The organism is Phycicoccus sp. DTK01 (assembly GCF_017312765.1).
Classification (GTDB): domain Bacteria; phylum Actinomycetota; class Actinomycetes; order Actinomycetales; family Dermatophilaceae; genus Phycicoccus; species Phycicoccus jejuensis.
In genome coordinates, this window is record NZ_BOPU01000004.1 from 194,648 (window position 1) to 213,560 (window position 18,913).

17 protein-coding genes are annotated in these 18,913 nt (G+C 74.4%); 4 read left to right on the top strand and 13 right to left on the bottom strand.

Annotated features, from left to right (window positions below; all coding sequences use genetic code 11):
- Positions 1-37 precede the first annotated feature (37 nt).
- Together ilvN and J3473_RS10955 are read right to left on the bottom strand one after the other, a co-directional pair.
- Complete coding sequence (ilvN, locus tag J3473_RS10950; protein WP_030527888.1) at positions 38-550, bottom strand: acetolactate synthase small subunit; 513 nt, start codon at positions 548-550, stop codon at positions 38-40.
- A 9-nt stretch (positions 551-559) separates the two neighbouring features.
- Complete coding sequence (locus J3473_RS10955) at positions 560-2,407, bottom strand: acetolactate synthase large subunit (protein WP_256437942.1); 1,848 nt, start codon at positions 2,405-2,407, stop codon at positions 560-562.
- Positions 2,408-2,704: 297 nt separating this feature from the next.
- Between J3473_RS10955 and J3473_RS10960 the strand changes: the two genes are divergently transcribed.
- A complete protein-coding gene (locus tag J3473_RS10960; RefSeq protein WP_207023339.1) occupies positions 2,705-3,646 on the top strand; it encodes an FUSC family protein in 942 nt (313 codons plus the stop codon).
- On the opposite strand, the gene J3473_RS10965 is transcribed toward J3473_RS10960, so the two are convergent.
- Genes J3473_RS10965 through ilvD form a run of 3 tightly spaced genes read right to left on the bottom strand, consistent with a single transcriptional unit; the run spans position 3,631 to position 7,676 of the window.
- Positions 3,631-5,202 (bottom strand): hypothetical protein, encoded by a 1,572-nt coding sequence (locus tag J3473_RS10965; RefSeq protein ID WP_207023341.1) that lies wholly within the window; start codon positions 5,200-5,202, stop codon positions 3,631-3,633. The two genes, J3473_RS10960 and J3473_RS10965, sit on opposite strands and share 16 nt — an antisense overlap.
- 7 nt (positions 5,203-5,209) lie before the next feature.
- A complete protein-coding gene (locus J3473_RS10970) occupies positions 5,210-5,983 on the bottom strand; it encodes an ABC transporter ATP-binding protein (protein ID WP_242525817.1) in 774 nt (257 codons plus the stop codon).
- Entirely contained in the window at positions 5,976-7,676 is a 1,701-nt protein-coding gene (gene ilvD / locus J3473_RS10975; RefSeq protein ID WP_242525818.1) for a dihydroxy-acid dehydratase, read from the bottom strand. The genes J3473_RS10970 and ilvD overlap by 8 nt, the downstream gene beginning before the upstream one ends.
- 173 nt (positions 7,677-7,849) lie before the next feature.
- Between ilvD and J3473_RS10980 the strand changes: the two genes are divergently transcribed.
- Entirely contained in the window at positions 7,850-8,440 is a 591-nt protein-coding gene (locus tag J3473_RS10980) for a fasciclin domain-containing protein (protein ID WP_207023346.1), read from the top strand.
- Between the two features lie 73 nt (positions 8,441-8,513).
- Here J3473_RS10980 and J3473_RS10985 read toward each other — a convergent pair whose 3' ends face one another.
- From J3473_RS10985 to J3473_RS11000, 4 genes are all read right to left on the bottom strand, one after another.
- Entirely contained in the window at positions 8,514-9,326 is an 813-nt protein-coding gene (locus J3473_RS10985; RefSeq protein ID WP_207023348.1) for an anti-sigma factor, read from the bottom strand.
- A complete protein-coding gene (locus tag J3473_RS10990) occupies positions 9,313-9,891 on the bottom strand; it encodes an RNA polymerase sigma factor (protein ID WP_242525819.1) in 579 nt (192 codons plus the stop codon). The genes J3473_RS10985 and J3473_RS10990 overlap by 14 nt, the downstream gene beginning before the upstream one ends.
- Before the next feature lie 109 nt (positions 9,892-10,000).
- The gene (locus J3473_RS10995) at positions 10,001-10,651 is read right to left on the bottom strand and encodes a fasciclin domain-containing protein (protein WP_207023350.1); all 651 of its coding nucleotides are present in this window, start codon (positions 10,649-10,651) and stop codon (positions 10,001-10,003) included.
- Positions 10,652-10,770: 119 nt separating this feature from the next.
- Complete coding sequence (locus J3473_RS11000; protein WP_207023352.1) at positions 10,771-12,849, bottom strand: MMPL family transporter; 2,079 nt, start codon at positions 12,847-12,849, stop codon at positions 10,771-10,773.
- A 74-nt stretch (positions 12,850-12,923) separates the two neighbouring features.
- Here J3473_RS11000 and J3473_RS11005 point away from each other — a divergent pair, with 74 nt between their 5' ends.
- Together J3473_RS11005 and J3473_RS11010 are read left to right on the top strand one after the other, a co-directional pair.
- Positions 12,924-13,412: a MarR family winged helix-turn-helix transcriptional regulator gene (locus J3473_RS11005; RefSeq protein WP_242525820.1), complete on the top strand. Its 489-nt coding sequence runs from the start codon at positions 12,924-12,926 to the stop codon at positions 13,410-13,412.
- Positions 13,409-14,392 (top strand): SDR family NAD(P)-dependent oxidoreductase, encoded by a 984-nt coding sequence (locus J3473_RS11010; RefSeq protein ID WP_242525821.1) that lies wholly within the window; start codon positions 13,409-13,411, stop codon positions 14,390-14,392. The genes J3473_RS11005 and J3473_RS11010 overlap by 4 nt, the downstream gene beginning before the upstream one ends.
- Positions 14,393-14,395: 3 nt before the next feature.
- Here the strand turns inward: J3473_RS11010 and J3473_RS11015 are convergent, their stop codons facing one another.
- From J3473_RS11015 to gatA, 4 genes are all read right to left on the bottom strand, one after another.
- On the bottom strand, positions 14,396-15,271 hold the full coding sequence (locus J3473_RS11015) for a DUF3626 domain-containing protein (protein WP_207023355.1): 876 nt from the start codon (positions 15,269-15,271) through the stop codon (positions 14,396-14,398).
- On the bottom strand, positions 15,258-15,788 hold the full coding sequence (locus J3473_RS11020) for a histidine phosphatase family protein (RefSeq protein ID WP_030527874.1): 531 nt from the start codon (positions 15,786-15,788) through the stop codon (positions 15,258-15,260). Before J3473_RS11020 ends, J3473_RS11015 begins: the two co-directional genes overlap by 14 nt.
- Positions 15,789-15,866: 78 nt before the next feature.
- Positions 15,867-17,393, bottom strand: coding sequence for an Asp-tRNA(Asn)/Glu-tRNA(Gln) amidotransferase subunit GatB (gatB, locus tag J3473_RS11025; protein ID WP_207023356.1), 1,527 nt, complete (start codon positions 17,391-17,393; stop codon positions 15,867-15,869).
- A complete protein-coding gene (gatA, locus tag J3473_RS11030; RefSeq protein ID WP_207023358.1) occupies positions 17,390-18,907 on the bottom strand; it encodes an Asp-tRNA(Asn)/Glu-tRNA(Gln) amidotransferase subunit GatA in 1,518 nt (505 codons plus the stop codon). The genes gatB and gatA overlap by 4 nt, the downstream gene beginning before the upstream one ends.
- Positions 18,908-18,913: the final 6 nt, after the last annotated feature.

Genomic DNA, 18,913 nt, shown 5'->3' on the forward strand with positions numbered 1-18,913 from the left:
GGGTGTGCTGCTGGATGGGACTCTAGGGGGGTGCGGCTCAGGCGCTGCGGAGCGCCCGGTCCGTGATCGAGCGCGGCCCACGGCCGATCGCGACCATCCCCGACTGCACGAGCTCGCGGACCCCGAAGGGCTCGAGGACCTCGAGCAGCGCGTGGAGCTTCTCGGTGGTGCCGGTCGCCTCGATGGTCAGCGACTCGGTCGCGACGTCGACGACCTTGGCCCGGAACATCTGGACCATCTCGAGGACCTGGCTGCGGGTGGCGGCGTCCGCGCGCACCTTGATGAGCATGACCTGCCGCTGGACGGCCGAGCCGGGCTCGAGCTCGACGACCTTGAGCACCTCGACGAGCTTGTTGAGCTGCTTGGTCACCTGCTCGAGCGGGAGGTCCTCGACGTCGACGACGACGGTCATCCGCGAGACCTCGGGGTGCTCGGTCTCGCCGACGGCGAGGCTGTCGATGTTGAAGCCGCGGCGGGAGAAGAGCGCGGCGATGCGCGCGAGGACGCCGGGCTTGTTCTCGACGAGGACGGACAGCGTGTGCTTGCTCATGGTTCTCCCTCAGCGGCCGTCGTGGTCGGCGTCGGTGTGCTGCTCGATGGCCTCGGACTCCTCGCGGTCCCACTGCGGCGCGGTGTCGCGGGCGACCTGGATCGCGTCGTTGCTCACGCCGGCGGGGACCATCGGCCAGACCATCGCGTCGCGCTCGACGACGAAGTCGACGACGACCGGGCGGTCGGTGACGGCCATCGCCTGGCGGATCGTCTCGTCGACGTCCTCCGGTCGCTCGCACCGCAGCCCGACGCAGCCGTAGGCGTCGGCGAGCTTGACGAAGTCGGGGACGCGCGAGCCGACCGAGGTGTGCAGGTCGGTGTTCGAGTAGCGCTCGTTGTAGAAGAGGGTCTGCCACTGGCGGACCATCCCGAGGCTGCTGTTGTTGATGATCGCGACCTTGATCGGGATGTTGTTGATGACGCAGGTGGCGAGCTCCTGGTTGGTCATCTGGAAGCAGCCGTCGCCGTCGATGGCCCAGACCGTGCGGTCCGGCTCGCCGACCTGCGCGCCCATCGCGGCCGGGACGGAGTAGCCCATCGTCCCGAGGCCGCCGGAGTTGAGCCAGGCGTTGGGCCGCTCGTACTGCACGAACTGCGCGGCCCACATCTGGTGCTGCCCGACGCCGGCCACGTACACCGACTCCGGCCCGCTCAGCGCGCTGAGCCGCTCGATGACGTACTGCGGTGCGAGAGCGCCGTTCTCGGGCGCCGTGTACCCGACGGGGAAGGTCTCCTTCCAGCCGGCCACACGCTCGCGCCACGCGGTGTAGTCGCCGCCCTGCCCGGCCTCCATGTCGGCCTCGACCCCCTCGGCGAGGTCGGCGATGACGGCGCGCGCGTCGCCGACGATCGGCACCTCGGCGACGCGGTTCTTGCCGATCTCGGCCGGGTCGATGTCGGCGTGGATGACCTTGGCCTCGGGCGCGAAGGTCGACAGCTGCCCGGTGACCCGGTCGTCGAAGCGCGCGCCGAGCGCGATGATGAGGTCGCTCTTCTGGAGGCCGGTCACGGCGGCGACCGAGCCGTGCATCCCCGGCATGCCGAGGTGCAGCGGGTGGCTGTCGGGCAGGGCGCCGCGGGCCATGAGCGTCGTGACGACGGGGATCTGCGTCAGCTCGACGAAGCGGCGCAGCTCCTCGCTCGCGCGGGCCCGGATGACGCCGCCGCCGACGTAGAGGACGGGGCGCTCGGCCGCCGCGACGAGGCGCGCGGCCTCGCGGATCTGCTTGCCGTGCGGACGGGTCACCGGGTGGTAGCCGGGCAGGGCGATCTTCGGCGGCCACGAGAACGTGGTGCGCGCCTGGAGCGCGTCCTTGGAGATGTCGACGAGGACGGGCCCGGGCCGGCCGGTGCTCGCGACGTGGAACGCCTCGGCGATGACCCGCGGGATCTCGGCGGGGTCGGTGACGAGGTAGTTGTGCTTCGTGACCGGCATCGTGATGCCGCGGATGTCGGCCTCCTGGAACGCGTCGGTCCCGATGGCCGTCGAGCTGACCTGCCCGGTGATCGCGACGATCGGCACCGAGTCCATGTAGGCGTCGGCGAGCGGCGTCACGAGGTTGGTGGCGCCGGGGCCGGAGGTCGCCATGCACACGCCGACCCGCCCCGTGGCGGCCGCGTACCCCTCGGCCGCGTGACCGGCGCCCTGCTCGTGGCGCACGAGGATGTGGCGGACCTTGACGGAGTCCAGGAGCGGGTCGTAGGCGGGGAGGATCGCGCCGCCGGGGATGCCGAAGACCGTGTCGACCTCCATCGCCTCGAGCGAGAGCACGAGGCTCTGGGCGCCGGTCACCTCCACGGGTGCCTTGGCGCGCGCCTGCTCGGCCACCCGGGCCGGGCTGGGAGCCGGTTTCAGGGGTGCCGGGGTCGCCGGTCGGGTGTCGCTCACGTTCGTGTCACCGCTTCCTTCTCGCCGAAAGGGTCGTGCCGGGGTCCGCGCACAAAAAAACCCTCCAGTCCCGTGGTGGGACGACGGAGGGAGCGCGCCTGGTCGCGGGGGCGTCAGGCGCGCTGTGGAAGTACGAGGATCCGGGCCACGCGACAACTGTCTCCCCCACCCCCCGGTGTGTCAACCGGCGAGACGGCCGGTCCCAGCATCCGGGACCGTGGCGTCCGTCACCCCGGCGGGTCCGGGCCGCGCTAGCCTCGCGCCGTGTCCGTCCCGTGGCCACCACGCCGCGTCCTCGCCCTCGCGGCCGCGCTCGTCGTCGCCGTCGCGGCCCTCGCCGCGCTCGTCGGTGAGGCCGCCGGGCCCGGGCCCGCCCTCGGCCTGCTCCTCGGGGCGCTGGGTGCCGCGAGCGCGGCGGGGACCGACGTCGGTGTGCGCCCCCGGGTCGTCGTCGCGGTGCTCTGCGCCGCCTCCTTCGGTCTCGGTGTCCTCTCCGCGGGGCACCCCGTCGCCGCCGGTGCGGCGGTCGCCGCGGCGTCCCTCGCGCAGGTGCCGCTGACCCGCCGGGCCGCGCGCCTCGCGACCTTCCTCCCCGTCCTCGCGGCCCTCGGCGCCGGGCTGCCGCTGGGGCGGACCGGTGGCGTCGTGACCCTGTGGGTTGGCGTCGGCGCGCTGCTCGTCGTGGCGGCCGCCACCGCGGCCCGGGCCGGCGCCGCCCCGCAGCCGGTACCCCTGGCCGAGGCGGGTCGGCACGCGCTGGCCACCGCCGTCGTCGCCGGGGTCGGCACCACCGTGACGAGCGCCCTCGGCCTCGGGCACGGCTACTGGCTCGTCGTCGCGGTCGCGACGGTGCTGGCGGTGTCGCGCGACGAGACCGCCGGCCAGGCCACCGCGCGGGTCGTCGGCACCGTCGTCGGTGTCGTGCTCGCCGTCCTTGCCACCGGCCTCGCCCCGACCGCCGTCGTCCTCGCGGGGGCCGGCGTCCTCGGCGTGCTCGCCCTCGCGTGGACGGCCGTCCGCGAGACCCGCTGGATGGCCGGGGCGTCGAGCGCGGCGATCGTGCTCGTCGGCGCGAGCGGCCTCGTCGGCCGGGCCTCGGGCGTCGCCCTGGAGCGGCTGCTCCTCACGGTGGCCGGGGCGGGGCTCGCCGCGCTCCTCTGGCGGCTCGAGTCCGCGGGGCCGGACCGGCGTCAGACCTGGACCTGACCGAGGCGTCCGAGCATCTCGGGGGCGGTGCGGTCGAGGTGGCGCCCGCCGAGCACGACCCCTGCGGCGAGCAGGCCGGCGCCGTAGAGGACCGAGACCACCACGACGACGGCACCGAGCAGGGCGCTCCCCCGCGACAGCACCGCGCCGACGACGACCGGGAGCACGAGCACCACCGGGCCGACGAACGACACGAGGGCCGTGAGGCAGCCCTGGGCGGCGCCGCCGGACGACGCGGCGAAGGGGTTGCCGCCGGTCCGCGGGGCGGTGCCCGGCAGGACGGCCCCGATCCCGGCGGCGAGGCCGAGGCTCGCGCCGAACGCCGCCACGACCACGGCGAGCCAGGCGAGCACCGCCTCGATCGCGCCGATCCCCACCGACACGACGAAGGTGAGGGCGACCACCGGGCCGAAGACGACGGCCGAGGCCACGACCCGCCCGAGCCGGTCCTCCCACCCCCGCACCCCGGTGCTCACGTGCATCCACCACGCCGGCCCGTCGAAGGCGAGGTCGTTCATGAGGGTCAGCCCGGCGAAGACCGCGAGGGTCACCACCCCGGTCCCGGCGAGGGCCCCCGTCCCGGTCACGGCCGCCTGCACGACGAAGAAGACCGGCAGCACCGCCGTGCGCAGCGCGATGCTCACGAGGCGGCTGTCGCGGTACCAGGCCCGCACCCGGCGCGCGGCCACCGCGGCCGTCGGCGAGTGCCCGAGCAGGCGCGGCAGGAGCCGGCCGCGACCGATGTGCTGGCCGCCGCCGCTCGTCATCGGGGAGGTGAGCACCCGCTCGAGCTGCCGCACCCACACCCGCCAGAGGACGGCGAGCAGGCCGAGCGCGAGGGCGAGGTGGACGACGGCGGAGGCCCACCGACCGGTCGCGACGTCGAAGGGCAGGCCCCAGGCCCAGCCGACCGGTGTCCACGACGCGACGACGGCGGCGCCGCGGGCGTCGAGCGAGCGCAGCGACAGGCCCGGCTCCCCCGAGGTGACGAGGAGGTTGAGGACGAGCGGCAGCAGGGTCGCGAGCGCCACGACGGCCGCCCCGAGCAGCCGACCGGTCCGGCTCGTCATCACCCCGGCGAGGGCGCTGGTGACCGCGCGCGTGAGGAGCACGGCCGTGAGCGGGCCGAGCACGGCCGCCGCGAGCGCCGCCGGGACCGCCGCGGGGTGCGAGGACCACGCGAGCACCTGGGCGAGCGCGAGCAGCGTGAGCACGACGGCGGGGATGCCCGTGAGGGTCGCGGCGAGCAGTCCCCGCGCCAGCTCGGGCGCGCGCAGCGGCAGGACGGTGAAGCGGGTGGGGTCGAGGACGTTGTCGACGCCCGTCGCGACGAGGCTGAGCACCAGCCAGAGGAGCGTGACCCCGGCGAAGAGCGGCACCGTGACCGCCGTGAGCGCGAGGGGGCGCGCCGCGAGGAGCGCGATGGACGGCCCGAGGAGGCCGACCGCACCGAGCGCGACCAGCCCGCCGACGATGGCCGACACCAGCTGGACCGAGCTGCGCGAGAGGGCGGTCCGCCACATCCGCAGCCGCAGCCGGACGATGAGCAGGGTCATCGGCGACTCACCCCCCGAGCCAGGTGAGGCCGTCCTCCGAGACGTCGCCCGCGCCGACGAGCTCGAGGAAGCGCTGGTGCAGGGACCCGGTCGCGGTGAGTGCGGCCACGGTGTCCTCGGCGAGCACCCGGCCGCCGGCGACGACCGCCACCCGGTCGCAGAGGCCCTCGACGAGCTCCATGACGTGGCTCGACATGACGACCGTGCCGCCCGTCGCGACGTAGCGCCGCAGGATGGTCCGGATGGCCTGGCCCGACACGGGGTCGACGGCCTCGAACGGCTCGTCGAGCACGAGCAGGCGCGGGGCGTGGATGAGCGCGGCCGCGAGGCTGATCTTCTTGACCATCCCCGCGCTGTAGTCGGCGACGACCGTGTCGGCGTCGGCGGCGAGGTCGAGCACGGTGAGGAGCTCCTCGGCCCGCGGACGGCTCACGTCCTGGGGCATCCGGCGCAGGTCGGCGACGTAGTGCAGGAGCTCGCGCCCGCCGAGCTGCTCGAACAGGCGCAGCCCGTCGGGGGCGACCCCCATGACCGCCTTGGCCGCCGGCGGGTCCGCCCACACGTCGTGACCGAGGACGCGCGCGGTGCCGGCGGTCGGGCGCAGCAGGCCGGTCGCCATCGACAGCGTGGTCGTCTTGCCGGCGCCGTTGGGCCCGACGAGCCCGTAGAGGCAGCCCCGGGGCACCGCGAGCGAGAGCCCGTGGACCACCCGCCGCCCCCGGAACTCCTTGACGAGGCCGACCAGCTCGAGCGCCGGCCCCTCCCCCGGTGCGTCAGTCACACACCGCCCCCGTGCTGGCGCTCTGCACCAGCCGGCGGTACTTGGCGAGGACACCGCGGGTGTACTTCGGCTCGGGGTGCGTGACGCCCTCGGACCGCCGGCGCTCCATCTCCGCGTCGTCGACGAGGAGGTCGAGCGTGGCGTTCGCGACGTCGAGGCGGATGCGGTCGCCGTCGCGGACGAACGCGACCGGGCCCTCGTCGACGGCCTCGGGCGCGACGTGGCCGACGCACAGGCCGGTGGTGCCGCCGCTGAAGCGGCCGTCGGTGAGGAGGAGGACGTCCTTGCCGAGGCCGGCGCCCTTGATGGCCCCGGTGACGGCGAGCATCTCGCGCATCCCGGGGCCGCCCTTGGGACCCTCGTAGCGGATGACGACGACGTCGCCGGCGGTGAGGGCGCCCTGCTCGACGGCGTCCATCGCGGCGCGCTCGCCGTCGAAGACGCGGGCGGTGCCCTCGAAGACGTCGGAGTCGAAGCCGGCCGACTTGACGACCGCGCCCTCGGGGGCGAGCGAGCCCTTGAGGATGGTCAGGCCACCGGTGCGGTGGATCGGCTCGTCCATCGCACGCACGACGTGGCCGTCGGGGTCCGGCGGACGGATGTCGGCGAGGTTCTCGGCGACGGTGCGACCGGTGACGGTGAGGCAGTCCCCGTGCAGCAGACCGGCGTCCAGCAGCGCGCGCATGACGACGGGCACGCCGCCGACGCGGTCGATGTCGGTCATCACGAAGCGGCCGAAGGGCTTGACGTCGGCGAGGTGCGGGACCCGGGCGCCGATCCGCTGGAAGTCGTCGATGGTGAGGTCGACCTCGGCCTCGTGGGCGATGGCCAGGAGGTGGAGCACCGCGTTGGTCGAGCCGCCGAAGGCCATGACGACGGCGATGGCGTTCTCGAACGCCTCCTTGGTCATGATGTCGCGCGCGGTGATGCCGCGGCGGAGCAGCTCGACGACCGCCTCGCCGGACTTGCGGGCGAAGCCGTCGCGGCGGCGGTCGGTGGCCGGCGGGGCGGCCGAGCCGGGCAGCGACATCCCCATCGCCTCGGCGACGGACGCCATCGTGTTGGCGGTGTACATGCCGCCGCAGGCGCCCTCCCCCGGGCAGATGGCGCGCTCGATGGCGTCGACGTCCTCACGGCTCATCTTCCCCGCGAGGCACGCGCCGACCGCCTCGAAGGCGTCGATGATCGTCACGGTCTTCTCGGTGCCGTCCGACAGCTTGGCGATGCCCGGGAGGATCGAGCCCGCGTAGAGGAAGACCGACGAGAGGTCCAGGCGCGCGGCGGCCATGAGCATCCCCGGCAGGGACTTGTCGCAGCCGGCGAGCAGGACCGAGCCGTCGAGGCGCTCGGCGCTCATGACGGTCTCGACCGAGTCGGCGATGATCTCGCGGCTGACGAGCGAGAAGTGCATCCCCTCGTGGCCCATCGAGATGCCGTCGGAGACGGAGATGGTGCCGAACTCCAGCGGGTAGCCGCCGCCGGCGTGCACGCCGTCCTTGACCGCCTTGGCCAGCCGGTCGAGCGAGAGGTTGCACGGGGTGATCTCGTTCCACGAGCTCGCGACGCCGACCTGGGGCTTCGCGAAGTCGTCGTCGCCCATGCCGACGGCGCGCAACATCCCTCGGGCGGCGGTCTTCTCGAGACCGTCGGTGACGTCGCGGCTGCGGGGCTTGATGTCGGGCGTCGTCGTCATGCCGGTCATCCTAGGTTCGCCGCCGGGGTCTCGCCCGGGTGTCCCGCCGATCGACCCACGACCGTCGCCACCGCAGGTCGTCGAAAGTTTGTCGAAGGAAGTGCATCCACGGGCGGGGTGGCGACGGAAGAGGGGGTGTCAGGAACACCACCCTCTCCCGAAGGACCCCCGTCATGCGACGCACCCTCGCCGCCACCGCCGCCCTCTCCCTCGCGCTCGTCGTCAGCGCCTGCGGGTCGGACTCCGACACCGACGCCGGGGCGAGCACCCCCGCCACCTCCTCGGTCGCGCCGACCTCGGCCTCGCCGAGCGCCTCGGAGTCCGCCGCCGCCTCCGCCGACATCGTCGACACCGCCGTCGCGGCCGGCGGCTTCACCACCCTCGCCACCGCGCTCGAGGCCGCCGGCCTCGTCGAGACCCTCAAGGGCGAGGGGCCGTACACGGTCTTCGCCCCGACCGACGAGGCGTTCACGGCCCTGCCCGCCGGCACCCTCGACGACCTGCTCGCCGACCCGCAGGGCGCGCTGACCGACGTCCTCACCTACCACGTGGTGCCGGGCAAGGTCATGGCCGCCGACGTCGCGACGATGGACGGTCAGGAGGTCGAGACGGTCAACGGCGAGAAGCTGACCGTCGGCGTCGACGGCGACACCGTCACCCTCACCGACACCTCCGGTGGCGAGGTGACGGTGACGCAGACCGACATCGAGGCCACGAACGGCGTCATCCACGTCATCGACGGCGTCCTCGTCCCCAAGGGCTGAGCCACCGACCGACGCGGACGGGCCCCGGGTGCACCAGCACCCGGGGCCCGTCCGTGTGTGCGGCGGACTCTCGTCAGAGGGCGAGGGTGCCGCGCGCGATGCTGTCGCCGGAGTGCTCGGGCCTGTCGTCGTACCCCTCACGGGAGATGTCGACGATGACGTAGCCCTGGTCGATGAGCGACTGGTCGATGGCGAAGCGCTGGTTGCCCTCGCCGGGCCGGAGCACGCCCACCGAGACCATCCGCTTGAGGTCCTTGTTGATGAGCCACACCTCGAGGTATCCGGTGCCCGGGTCGAGCGCCGGGGTGTCGACGTCGAGGTCGAGGTGGCCGTCGACGCGGACGGCGCTGGCCGCCCCGAGGACCTGCTGCGTGTCGAGGGTGTCGAGCTTCGTCTCGCCGAGCACGACCGCGGACGGTGTCGGCTGCGGCTCCGGACCGTCCAGGGCGCGCACCCCGACGCCCCCGACGACGACCCCGGCAGCAGCGGCGGCGACGAGCCACCCGCCGGCGAAGCGGCGCCGGCGCGACCGGGCGGGTACCACCAAGGCCGCGGGAGCCGGGTCGGGCAGCGGAGCGACGGTACCGCGCGGCGGCGCGGACGGGGTCGCGTCGTCGGCCACCGCGCCGTCGACGACGGTGAGGACGGGACGCCCCTCCTCGTCACGGTCGATCTCGGCGGCGACCTTGTCCCAGAGGCCGGCCGGCGCGGCGACGAGGTCGACCGGGTCGCGCAGCAGCTCGGAGACGGCGCGCAGGGCGGCGACCTCGTGGGCGCAGCGGGGGCAGGTCTCGACGTGGGCGGACACCTCGGCCGGGACCGGGTGACCGGTCGCGAGCAGCACGAGGTCGTCGTCCGGGTGGACGGCGTGGTCAGGCGTGGTCATCGGTCACCTCCTCCAGGTGGCGTCGCAGGGTCGTGAGTCCTCGGCGGATGTGGCTCTTGACGGTGCCGAGCGGGAGGCCGAGCCGCTGCGCGACCTCCTCATGGGTGAGTTCGTCGACGAGGGCCAGACGGATGGCACTCGCGCGGGGTTCGCCGAGACGGTCGAGCGCGTCGGCCAGCAGGAGCCGCGCCGCGAGCCGCTCCTCGGGGGGCGGAGCGTGCGTGTCGGGCAGGGACTCGCGCGCCGCCGCCTCGGCGTCGCGGGCCTGGCGGGCCCGCTGGGCGTGCAGGTCCGCGATCTTGTGCCGGGTGATGCCGACGAGCCAGCCGGGCACCGACCCGCGCGCCGGGTCGAGCGTGTGCCGGCCCCGCCACGCCGCGACGAACACCTGCTGGGTCACGTCCTCGGCGTCGTGGTGGTTGCCGAGCGAGCGCACCGCCAGCGTGTGGACCAGGCCCGACCAGCGGGCCCAGGCCTCCTCCAGCGCCTCGCGCGACCCCGCCACGAGACGGGCGGCGACGTCGTCGACCTGCGCCTCGGCCCCGGTCTCCGCGTCCACGCTCACGCCACCCACCCTAGGGCGTGCCGCCCGGTACGGCACCGACGGCGGCGCCGCACCGATGGTGGGGTCCTGTCCCCCCACCACCGGCGCGACGCCCGTCGCGAGCGACACCTCAGAGGTCGAGGGGCCGCAGGACGAAGACGATCCCGTGGGCGATCTGCTTGTTGCCCTTGTTGATGTCGAACCGGCGGGGGTTGACGAACGGGTTGACGTCGTTGCGGTCCTGGTCCTTGAGCTCGATGATCGGGATCCACTTGTTGAGGACCTTGACCGTCACCGTGCCGCCCTGGGCGGTCGTCAGGGCCGCGCCGTTGGCCTTGACGGCGTCCCGCTTGGTGATCGTGGCGCCCGGCACGACGTGGTAGAGCAGCACCTGCTCGATCGCGTCGACCCCGACGGCCGCGACGAGGGCCTCGAAGGTCTTCTTCTCGGTCGAGGGCCAGCGCTTGGTGAGGTCGTACGCGAGGACCTGGAACGAGCGGTCGTCGGGCAGGAACGCGGTGACCGGCGTCGTGCCGTCCGCCAGCACCTTGACCGGGCTGTTCGGCTTCGCGGCGAGCACCGCGAGGACCGCCTCGGTGACGATGTCGTAGTCGTACCAGTTGTGGTCGAACGTGTTGCCGTCGCTCGTGAGCACGGCCGCGAGGCTGCGGGTGCCGGTGGGCGTGGACGAGCCGGACGACGCGCTCGCCGGGGCTGCGGCGAGGGTGGTGGCACCGAGGGCGACGGCCACGGCGGCGGTGACGAGGCGACGGGTTCGCATGGAGGACCTCCTGGTCGAGGGAGGGTCGCCCCGGTGGCGACCCACCCCCTCTTCCGCCGCGCCCCCCGGCCCGGATGCACCGGGCGGGAGGAAATTTCTCCTCCCGCCCGGGCGTGGCCTCAGGCGCTCGGCGCCCCCGCGGCGACGGGCTCCTCGTCGCGGCCGGCGCCGCGCTCGTCGTCGTGGCGCCGGAGCCTGCGCGGCCACCAGAACCGCTCGCCGAGCAGGACCGCGGCGGCCGGGACGAGCAGGGTCCGCACGATCAGCGTGTCGAGCAGGACACCGACGCAGATGATGACGCCGAGCTGCGCGAGGACCACCAGCGGCAGCACGCCGAGCACGGCGAAGACCGCCGCGAGCAGGATGCCCGCGCTCGTGATGACGCCACCGGTCGCCGCGAGGGCGCGGAGCATCCCCTCGCGCGGCCCGTGCCGCCGGGCCTCCTCGGACGCCCGGGTCACGAGGAAGATGTTGTAGTCGACGCCGAGCGCGACGAGGAAGACGAACGCCAGCAGCGGGACGCCCTCGTCGAGCCGTTCGAACCCGAGCACCTGGGTGAAGAGCACCCAGCTGATGCCGAGGCTGGCGAGGTAGGTGCCGACGACGGTCGCCACGAGGACGACCGGGGCGACGACGCTGCGCAGGAGCCCGCCGAGCGCGAGGAGCACGAGCCCGAGGATGAGCGGCAGGATGAGGGCACGGTCGCGGGAGGACGCGTCGGCCGTGTCGACCGCCTCGGCCTCGGTGCCTCCGACGTAGGTGTCGGGCTGGTCGGCGAGCGCCTCGCGCAGGGCACGGACGTTGCCGCGGACCTCGTCCGAGCCGGGGTCGCCGGTGAGCACGGCGTCGACCTCGGTCACCCCGCCGCCACTGGCCGCGACCCGGGCGGACTCGACGCCGGGGACCTGCCCGACCCGCTGCGCGAGCGCCTCGCCGTCGCCGCGCGTCATGACGACGACGGGATCCACCGAGCCGGCCGGGAAGGACTCGCCGTAGCGCTGCGAGGCGGTGATGGACTCGGGGGTGTCGAGGAACTGGTCGGCCGTCGAGAGGCCGGCCCTGACCTGGCTGATGCCGCCCGCGGCGACCGCGAGGCCGACGACGACGACGGCGACGACCGCGACGGGTCGACGGGCGACCGCGTCACCGACCCGGCGCCAGGCCGAGTGACCGTCGGCGAGGCCGGTCTGGCCGACCCGCGGGACCTGGGGCCAGAAGATCCACCGGCCGAAGACGACGAGCGCGGCCGGCAGGACGACGAGCACGAAGAACGCCGCGACGACGACGCCGACGGCGCAGGCGAGCCCGAGCCCGCGGGTCGCGGGGAAGGCCGACAGCAGGAGGGTGAGGAGGCCGAGGACGACGGTCGAGGCGCTCGAGAGCACGGCCTCGGTGGTGCGCCGCAGCGCGTGGGCCATCGCCGCGCGCCGGTCCTCGGTGGTGCGCAGCTCGTCGCGGTAGCGCGAGATGAGCAGCAGCGCGTAGTCGGTGCCCGCACCGAAGACGAGCACCGAGAGGATGCCGACGGTCGACTCGTCCCAGGCGACGCCGAAGAGGGCCAGCGTGTGCGTCGCGGCGACGGCGGCGAGCTGGTCGGCGACGCCGACGACGGTGAGCGGCACGAGCCAGAGGACCGGGCTGCGGTAGGTGAGGACGAGCAGCAGCGCGACGACGCTCGCCGTCGCGAGCAGCAACCGGGTGTTGGCGCCGTCGAAGACACCGGCGAGGTCGGCCTGGATCGCGGCCGGACCGGTGACCTGCGCGGTCAGCCCGTCGGGCAGGTCGGCCTTCGCCGCGGCACGGATCTGCGCGACGGTGTCGGCCGTCCGGGTCGCGTCACCCTCCTGCACCGGGACGACGACGACGGCGGCCGTCCCGTCCTCGCTGCGCTGCGCGGGGATGCCGGCGGCGCCCGGCAGGTCGCGGGCCTTGGTCTCGATGGCCTGCGTGTCGGCGTCGGTCAGCCTGCCGTCCCGTGCGAAGAGGACGACGGCCGCCGACCCCTGCTCGTCGGGCAGCTGCTGGCGCAGCGCGGCCGCCTCGCGACTCTCGGAGTCGAGCGGCAGGGCGGTGAGCGTGCCGTCGGGCTTCTCGGCCTGCCCGACGACGCCGACGACCGCACCGGCGGCGAGGAGCGCGACGAGCGCCAGCAGGCCGGCGACCCACCGGCGGGTGACGAGGTCGGCGATGCGTCCCACGGTTCAGCCTCCGTTGCTGTTGACAGGAATTGCTAGGATCTGAGCAACAGGTGATTCACCTAATTGCTAAGTTGGTGAGTGATATTACGGACCACGACCCCCAGGACGCAACCCGCGCCGTCACCGAGCTCGTCCCGGCCTGGACCGGCTCGAGCACGCTCGACACGCTCCAGGAGCTGACCGACGTGGCCGCCCAGGTCCCCCACGAGGTGGCCCGCCGGGCGGGCCTGTCGACCTCCGAGCTGCACTCGCTGCGGCACCTGGCGATGGGTTCGATGGGCCCGGTCGACCTCGCACGCGCGCTCGGCGTCACGTCGGCGGCCTCGTCCCAGGTCATCGACCGCCTCGTCGCCCGTGGCCACGCAGAGCGCCGCCGCCACCCCGCCGACGGCCGGCGCACCGAGGTCGTCATCACCGAGTCCGGTCGCCGCGAGGCCGTGCGTCACCTCGCCCCGATGTTCGAGGGCCTCGCCCGCACCGACGCCTCGCTGACGCCCGCCGAGCGCGAGGTCGTCGAGCGCTACCTGCGGGGCGCCATCGCCGCGATGAGGTCCCTCACGTGAGCGGCCCGCTCCCCCTGGCCGCCGCCCGGCTCGTCGACACCGCCCTGGACCGCACGGTCGCTCCCGGTTTCACCGCGCTCGGCCTCGCCGTGCGCCGGCGGCTGCCGGGCTGGCCCGCCGACCCCGCCGTCGGGGCCCTCGCCGGCCGGCACGTCGCCGTCACCGGCGCGACGTCGGGCCTGGGCCGGCGCACGGCCCTCGACCTCGCCACGCTCGGTGCCACCGTCCACCTCGTCGTCCGCGACGCCGAGCGCGGCGAGCGCGTCGCGGGACAGGTGGCCGCCGCCGTCGGACGACCGGACGCCGCCCGCGTCTGGCGCTGCGACGTCGCCGACCTCGACTCGGTCCGGACCTTCGTGGGCCGCTTCGCCGCCGCCGACCTGCCGCTGCGCGGGCTGGTGCACAACGCCGGCGCGCTGCCCGCGGAACGCACGGAGTCACCGCAGGGCCACGAGCTGACCCTCGCCCTGCACGTGCTCGGCCCGGTCCTCATGACCGAGCTGCTCCTGCCCGTCCTCGAGCAGGACGCCGGCCGCGTCGTCCTCGTCACCTCCGGCGGGATGTACACCCAGCCGCTCCCCGTCGACGACCCCGAGTACACGACCGGCCGCTACAGCGGGTCGGTCGCCTACGCCCGCAGCAAGCGCGGCCAGGTCGAGCTCCTCCCCGTGCTCACCGACCGCTGGGCGTCGCGCGGGGTCACGGTCCACGCCACGCACCCGGGCTGGGCGCGCACGCCCGGTCTGGACGCCTCGCTCCCGTCCTTCTCCAGGGCATTGCGCCCGGTCCTGCGCACCGACGCCGACGGCAGCGACACCACCGTCTGGGTCGTGGCGACCGAGCCCGCCCCGGAGCCGGGCCGGCTGTGGCACGACCGACGGCCACGGCCGACGAGCGTGCTGCCCTCGACGCGCACGACCACGGCGGACCGCGTGCGCTACTGGACCGGCGTCGCGGACGCCCTCGACCTGCGCCCCTGACCCTCAACGCTCCCGGGGCGACCCGAAGCGCGCGACGTGGTGCCAGACCTTCTTGAGGTCCTGCGGGTCCTCGCGTCCGGTCTCGACGGCCCGGCCGACGACCGCGGCGTCCAGCCGGCCCTCCTCGGCCACCCGCCGGCCGACCTCGACGACGTGGGGCCCGCGGTAGTCCGGATGGCGTTCGAGCTCCGCGACCTCGAGGACGCGGCCCTCGTGCCACTCGACCGGCACCCCCAGGGCCGCGGCGTGGTGCTCGACCTCGCTCCCCCGGAAGCAGGGGTCGAGGACGAGGGCCTCGACGTCCTCGGGGATCCGGACCGGCCCGTGCACCTGGGCCTCGACGTAGTCGTCGAGCAGCCCGCCCTCCTCCCGCTCGAGGGCGTCGCTCAGCGGCCTCGCCGCGAACGCATCGGCCGGACCGATGAGGTCGCAGCGCTCGACCGTGCCGACGGCGGTGGGCAGGAAGACGGAGTCGGGGAAGCAGAAGGTCGTCCGCGGCAGGACGGACGAGGCCAGCCGGACGTGGGCCGAGCCGAAGCGCGGGGCCCCACCGAGACCCCGCCGTCGGTGGTCCAGCGCCCCGTAGCGCGGCCGCTCCGCCGCGGGCGCGTCGTCGTAGGCGCCCCCGAACATCCGCTGCTCCCACCGCCAGCGGCTGCCCCCGGGGTGGGCGGTCAGCCCGCCGTTGCTCGTCCCGGTCTCGAACTGCGAGCGGTACACCCGGTCGTGGCCCAGGTGCTCGAGCACCGTGCGGCCGGCCGACCTGCGCTCCGGGTGGAAGTTCACCGTCACCCGGAGGGTCGGGTCCAGCGGCCCTCCGCGGGCGAGCCGCCGGACGTGCTCGATGGCCCGCAGCCGGCGGTCGTCAGCGCCCGTCACGGGCGACGTGGAAGCGCTCGAGCTGCGCGTCGCCGAACGCGAGGTCGGACCACCGGCCGGCGTAGTGCAGGACGGCGAGCGCGCAGGTCGGGAAGCCCTCGGCCATGGCCCGGTGCCCCTCGGCGCTGCCCTCGCCGTCGGCGAGCAGCTCGGCGAGGGCGGGGATGCCGGGCGCGTGGCCGACGACCATGACGACGTCGGCGTCGTCGTCGGCCTCGTGCACGACGTCGAGCAGCGCCTCGGGAGAGGCGTTGTAGATGCGCCGGTCGTGGTGCACGTCGGCCTCGGGGCAGCCTGCCTCCCAGACGAGCTCGCACGTCTGCCGGGTCCGCTCGGCGGTCGAGCAGAGCACCTCGTCGATGCCGATGCCGTGCTCGTGCAGCCAGCGACCGGCGGCGCTCGCGTCGCGCCGGCCCCGGCCGGTCAGCTCGCGCTCGTGGTCGCCGCCCGGGTTGGTCTCCTCCGTCTTGGCGTGCCGGAGCAGGACGAGGACGCGGTCTCGGGCGGCGCTGGTCATGCTCCGATCATGCACCCGTCGGGCACGCGGGTCATCCCCACGCGCCCCCGCGTGAGGAGGGCGACAGGACCCCGCAGGTCAGGCCTGGCCGAGCCGCTCGAGGATGATGGCGCGAGCCGCGCCGGCGTCGGCCTGACCCTTCATCTCGCGCATGACCTGGCCGATGAGCGCACCGACCGCCTGCACCTTGCCGTCGCGGATCTTCGCGGCGACGTCGGGGTTGGCGGCGATGACGGCGTCGACGGCCGACTCGAGCGCCCCGGTGTCCTGGACCAGCTCCAGGCCGCGGGCGTCGGCGACGGCGGTGGGCGTGCCCTCGCCGTCGAGGACGCCCTCCCAGGCCTGACGGGCCATCGAGTCGTTGAGGCGGCCGCTCGTGACGAGGCCCTCGAGCTCGACGACGTGCGCCGGGGTGACACCGAGGCGCGCGGCGTACGACGGCACGTCCTCGCCCTCGGTGTTGGCGCGGCGCGCGATCTCGCCGGACCACCACTTGCGGGCGGCCGCGGGCGAGGCGCCGGCGGCCACGGTGTCCTCGACGAGCTCGACGAGCCCGGCGTTGACGACGTCGCGCATCTCGAGGTCGCTGTAGCCCCAGTCGGCCTGGAGCCGCTTGCGGCGGGCGGCCGGCGGCTCGGGCAGCGTGGCCCGCAGCGCCTCGACCGTCTCGCGCGAGGGTGCGACGGGCACGAGGTCGGGCTCCGGGAAGTAGCGGTAGTCCTCGGCGTCGGACTTGACGCGGCCCGAGGTCGTGATGCCGGTGTCCTCGTGCCAGTGGCGGGTCTCCTGGGTGATGGAGCCGCCGTCGGTGAGCACCGCTGCGTGCCGCCCGATCTCGTAGCGGACGGCCCGCTCGACCGAGCGCAGCGAGTTGACGTTCTTGGTCTCGGTGCGCGTGCCGAAGGTGTCGCCGTCGCGCGGCATGAGCGAGAGGTTGACGTCGCAGCGCATCGAGCCCTGCTCCATCTTCACGTCCGAGACGTCCATCGCCTTGAGCAGGTCGCGCAGCGTCGCGACGTAGGCCTTCGCGACCTCGGGGGCCTTCTCGCGCGTCGCGACGATCGGCTTCGTGACGATCTCGATGAGCGGGATGCCGGCCCGGTTGTAGTCGACGAGCGAGTGGGTGGCGCCGTGGATGCGACCCGTCGCGCCGCCGACGTGCAGCGACTTGCCGGTGTCCTCCTCCATGTGCGCGCGCTCGATCTCGACGCGGAAGGTCGAGCCGTCCTCGAGCTCGACGTCGAGGTAGCCGTCGAAGGCGATCGGCTCGTCGTACTGCGAGGTCTGGAAGTTCTTCGGCATGTCCGGGTAGAAGTAGTTCTTCCGGGCGAACCGGCACCACTTCGCGATGGAACAGTTGAGCGCCAACCCGATCCGGATGGCCGACTCGACCGCGACCGCGTTGACGACCGGCAGGGCGCCGGGCAGGCCGAGGCAGACCGGGCAGACCTGCGTGTTCGGCTCGGCGCCGAACTCGGTCGGGCAGCCGCAGAACATCTTCGTGTTCGTGCCCAGCTCGACGTGCACCTCGAGGCCCATGACGGGGTCGAACGAGGCCAGCGCCTCGTCGAACGAGAGCGTGCGCTCACCGGTCGTCGTGCTCATCGGGACACCTCCGTCAGGTCGGGCGCGCGGTCCAGCAGGGGGCCTCCCCAGGCCGCGGCGAGGCGAGCCTCGAGGGCCGCGCCCACCGAGTACAGGCGCTCGTCGGCCATCGCCGGGGCGAGCACCTGGAAGCCGGCCGGGAGGCCGTCCTCGTCGGCGAGGCCGCTCGGCAGCGACAGGCCGGGGATGCCGGCGAGGTTGGCCGGGATCGTCGCGATGTCGTTGAGGTACATGGCCATCGGGTCGTCGAGCTTGTCGCCGAGCCTGAAGGCGGTGGTCGGCGCGGTCGGCGTCACGAGGACGTCGGCCGTCTCGAACGCGGCGGCGAAGTCGTCCGCGATGAGCCGGCGCACCTTCTGCGCGGAGCCGTAGTACGCGTCGTAGTAGCCGCTCGAGAGCGCGTAGGTGCCGAGGATGATGCGGCGCTTGACCTCGTCGCCGAAGCCGGCGTCGCGCGTCGCGGCCATGACCTGCTCGGCGCTCGGCGCGTCGACGCCGTCCGGCGTGACCCGCAGGCCGTAGCGCATCGCGTCGAACTTGGCGAGGTTGCTGCTCGCCTCGCTCGGGAGGATCAGGTAGTACGCGGCGAGCGCGTAGGTGAAGGACGGGCAGGAGACCTCGACGACCTCGGCCCCGGCGTCGACGAGGTGCTGGACGGCCTCGTCGAAGCGGGCCTGGACGCCGGGCTGGAAGCCCTCGCCGGTCAGCTCGCGGACGATGCCGATGCGCATCCCGCTGACGTCGGCGCGGCGCGCGGCCTCGACGACGGCGGGCACCGGGGCGTCGACGGACGTCGAGTCCATCGGGTCGTGCCCGGCGATGACCTCGTGCAGGAGAGCCGAGTCCAGCACGGTGCGGCTGCACGGGCCGGCCTGGTCGAGGGAGGACGCGAGCGCCACGAGGCCGTAGCGCGAGACCCCGCCGTAGGTCGGCTTGGTGCCGACCGTGCCGGTGACCGCGGCCGGCTGGCGGATCGAGCCGCCGGTGTCGGTGCCGATGGCCAGCGGCGCCTGGAACGAGGCGACGACCGACGACGAGCCGCCGCCCGAGCCGCCGGGGATGCGGTCGAGGTCCCACGGGTTGTGGCTCGGCCCGAACGCGCTGTGCTCGGTCGAGGAGCCCATCGCGAACTCGTCCATGTTCGTCTTGCCGAGGATCGGCATGCCGGCCTCGCGCAGGCGGCGCACGACGGTCGCGTCGTACGGCGGCACCCAGCCCTCGAGGATGCGGCTGCCGCAGGTCGTCGGCAGCCCGCGGGTCGCCATGACGTCCTTGACGGCGATGGGGACGCCGGCGAGGGCGTGCAGCTCCTCCCCCGCGGCGCGACGGCGGTCGACGTCGTCGGCGGCGGCGAGCGCGCCGTCCTCGTCGACGTGCAGGTAGGAGCGCACCGCGCCGTCGACGGCGGCGGTGCGGTCGAGCAGCGCGCGGGTCACCTCGCGGGAGGAGACCGAGCCGGCGCCGAGGAGGTCGGCGAGCTCGGCGGCGGTGGCGCGGGTCAGGTCGGTGGTCACGCGGTC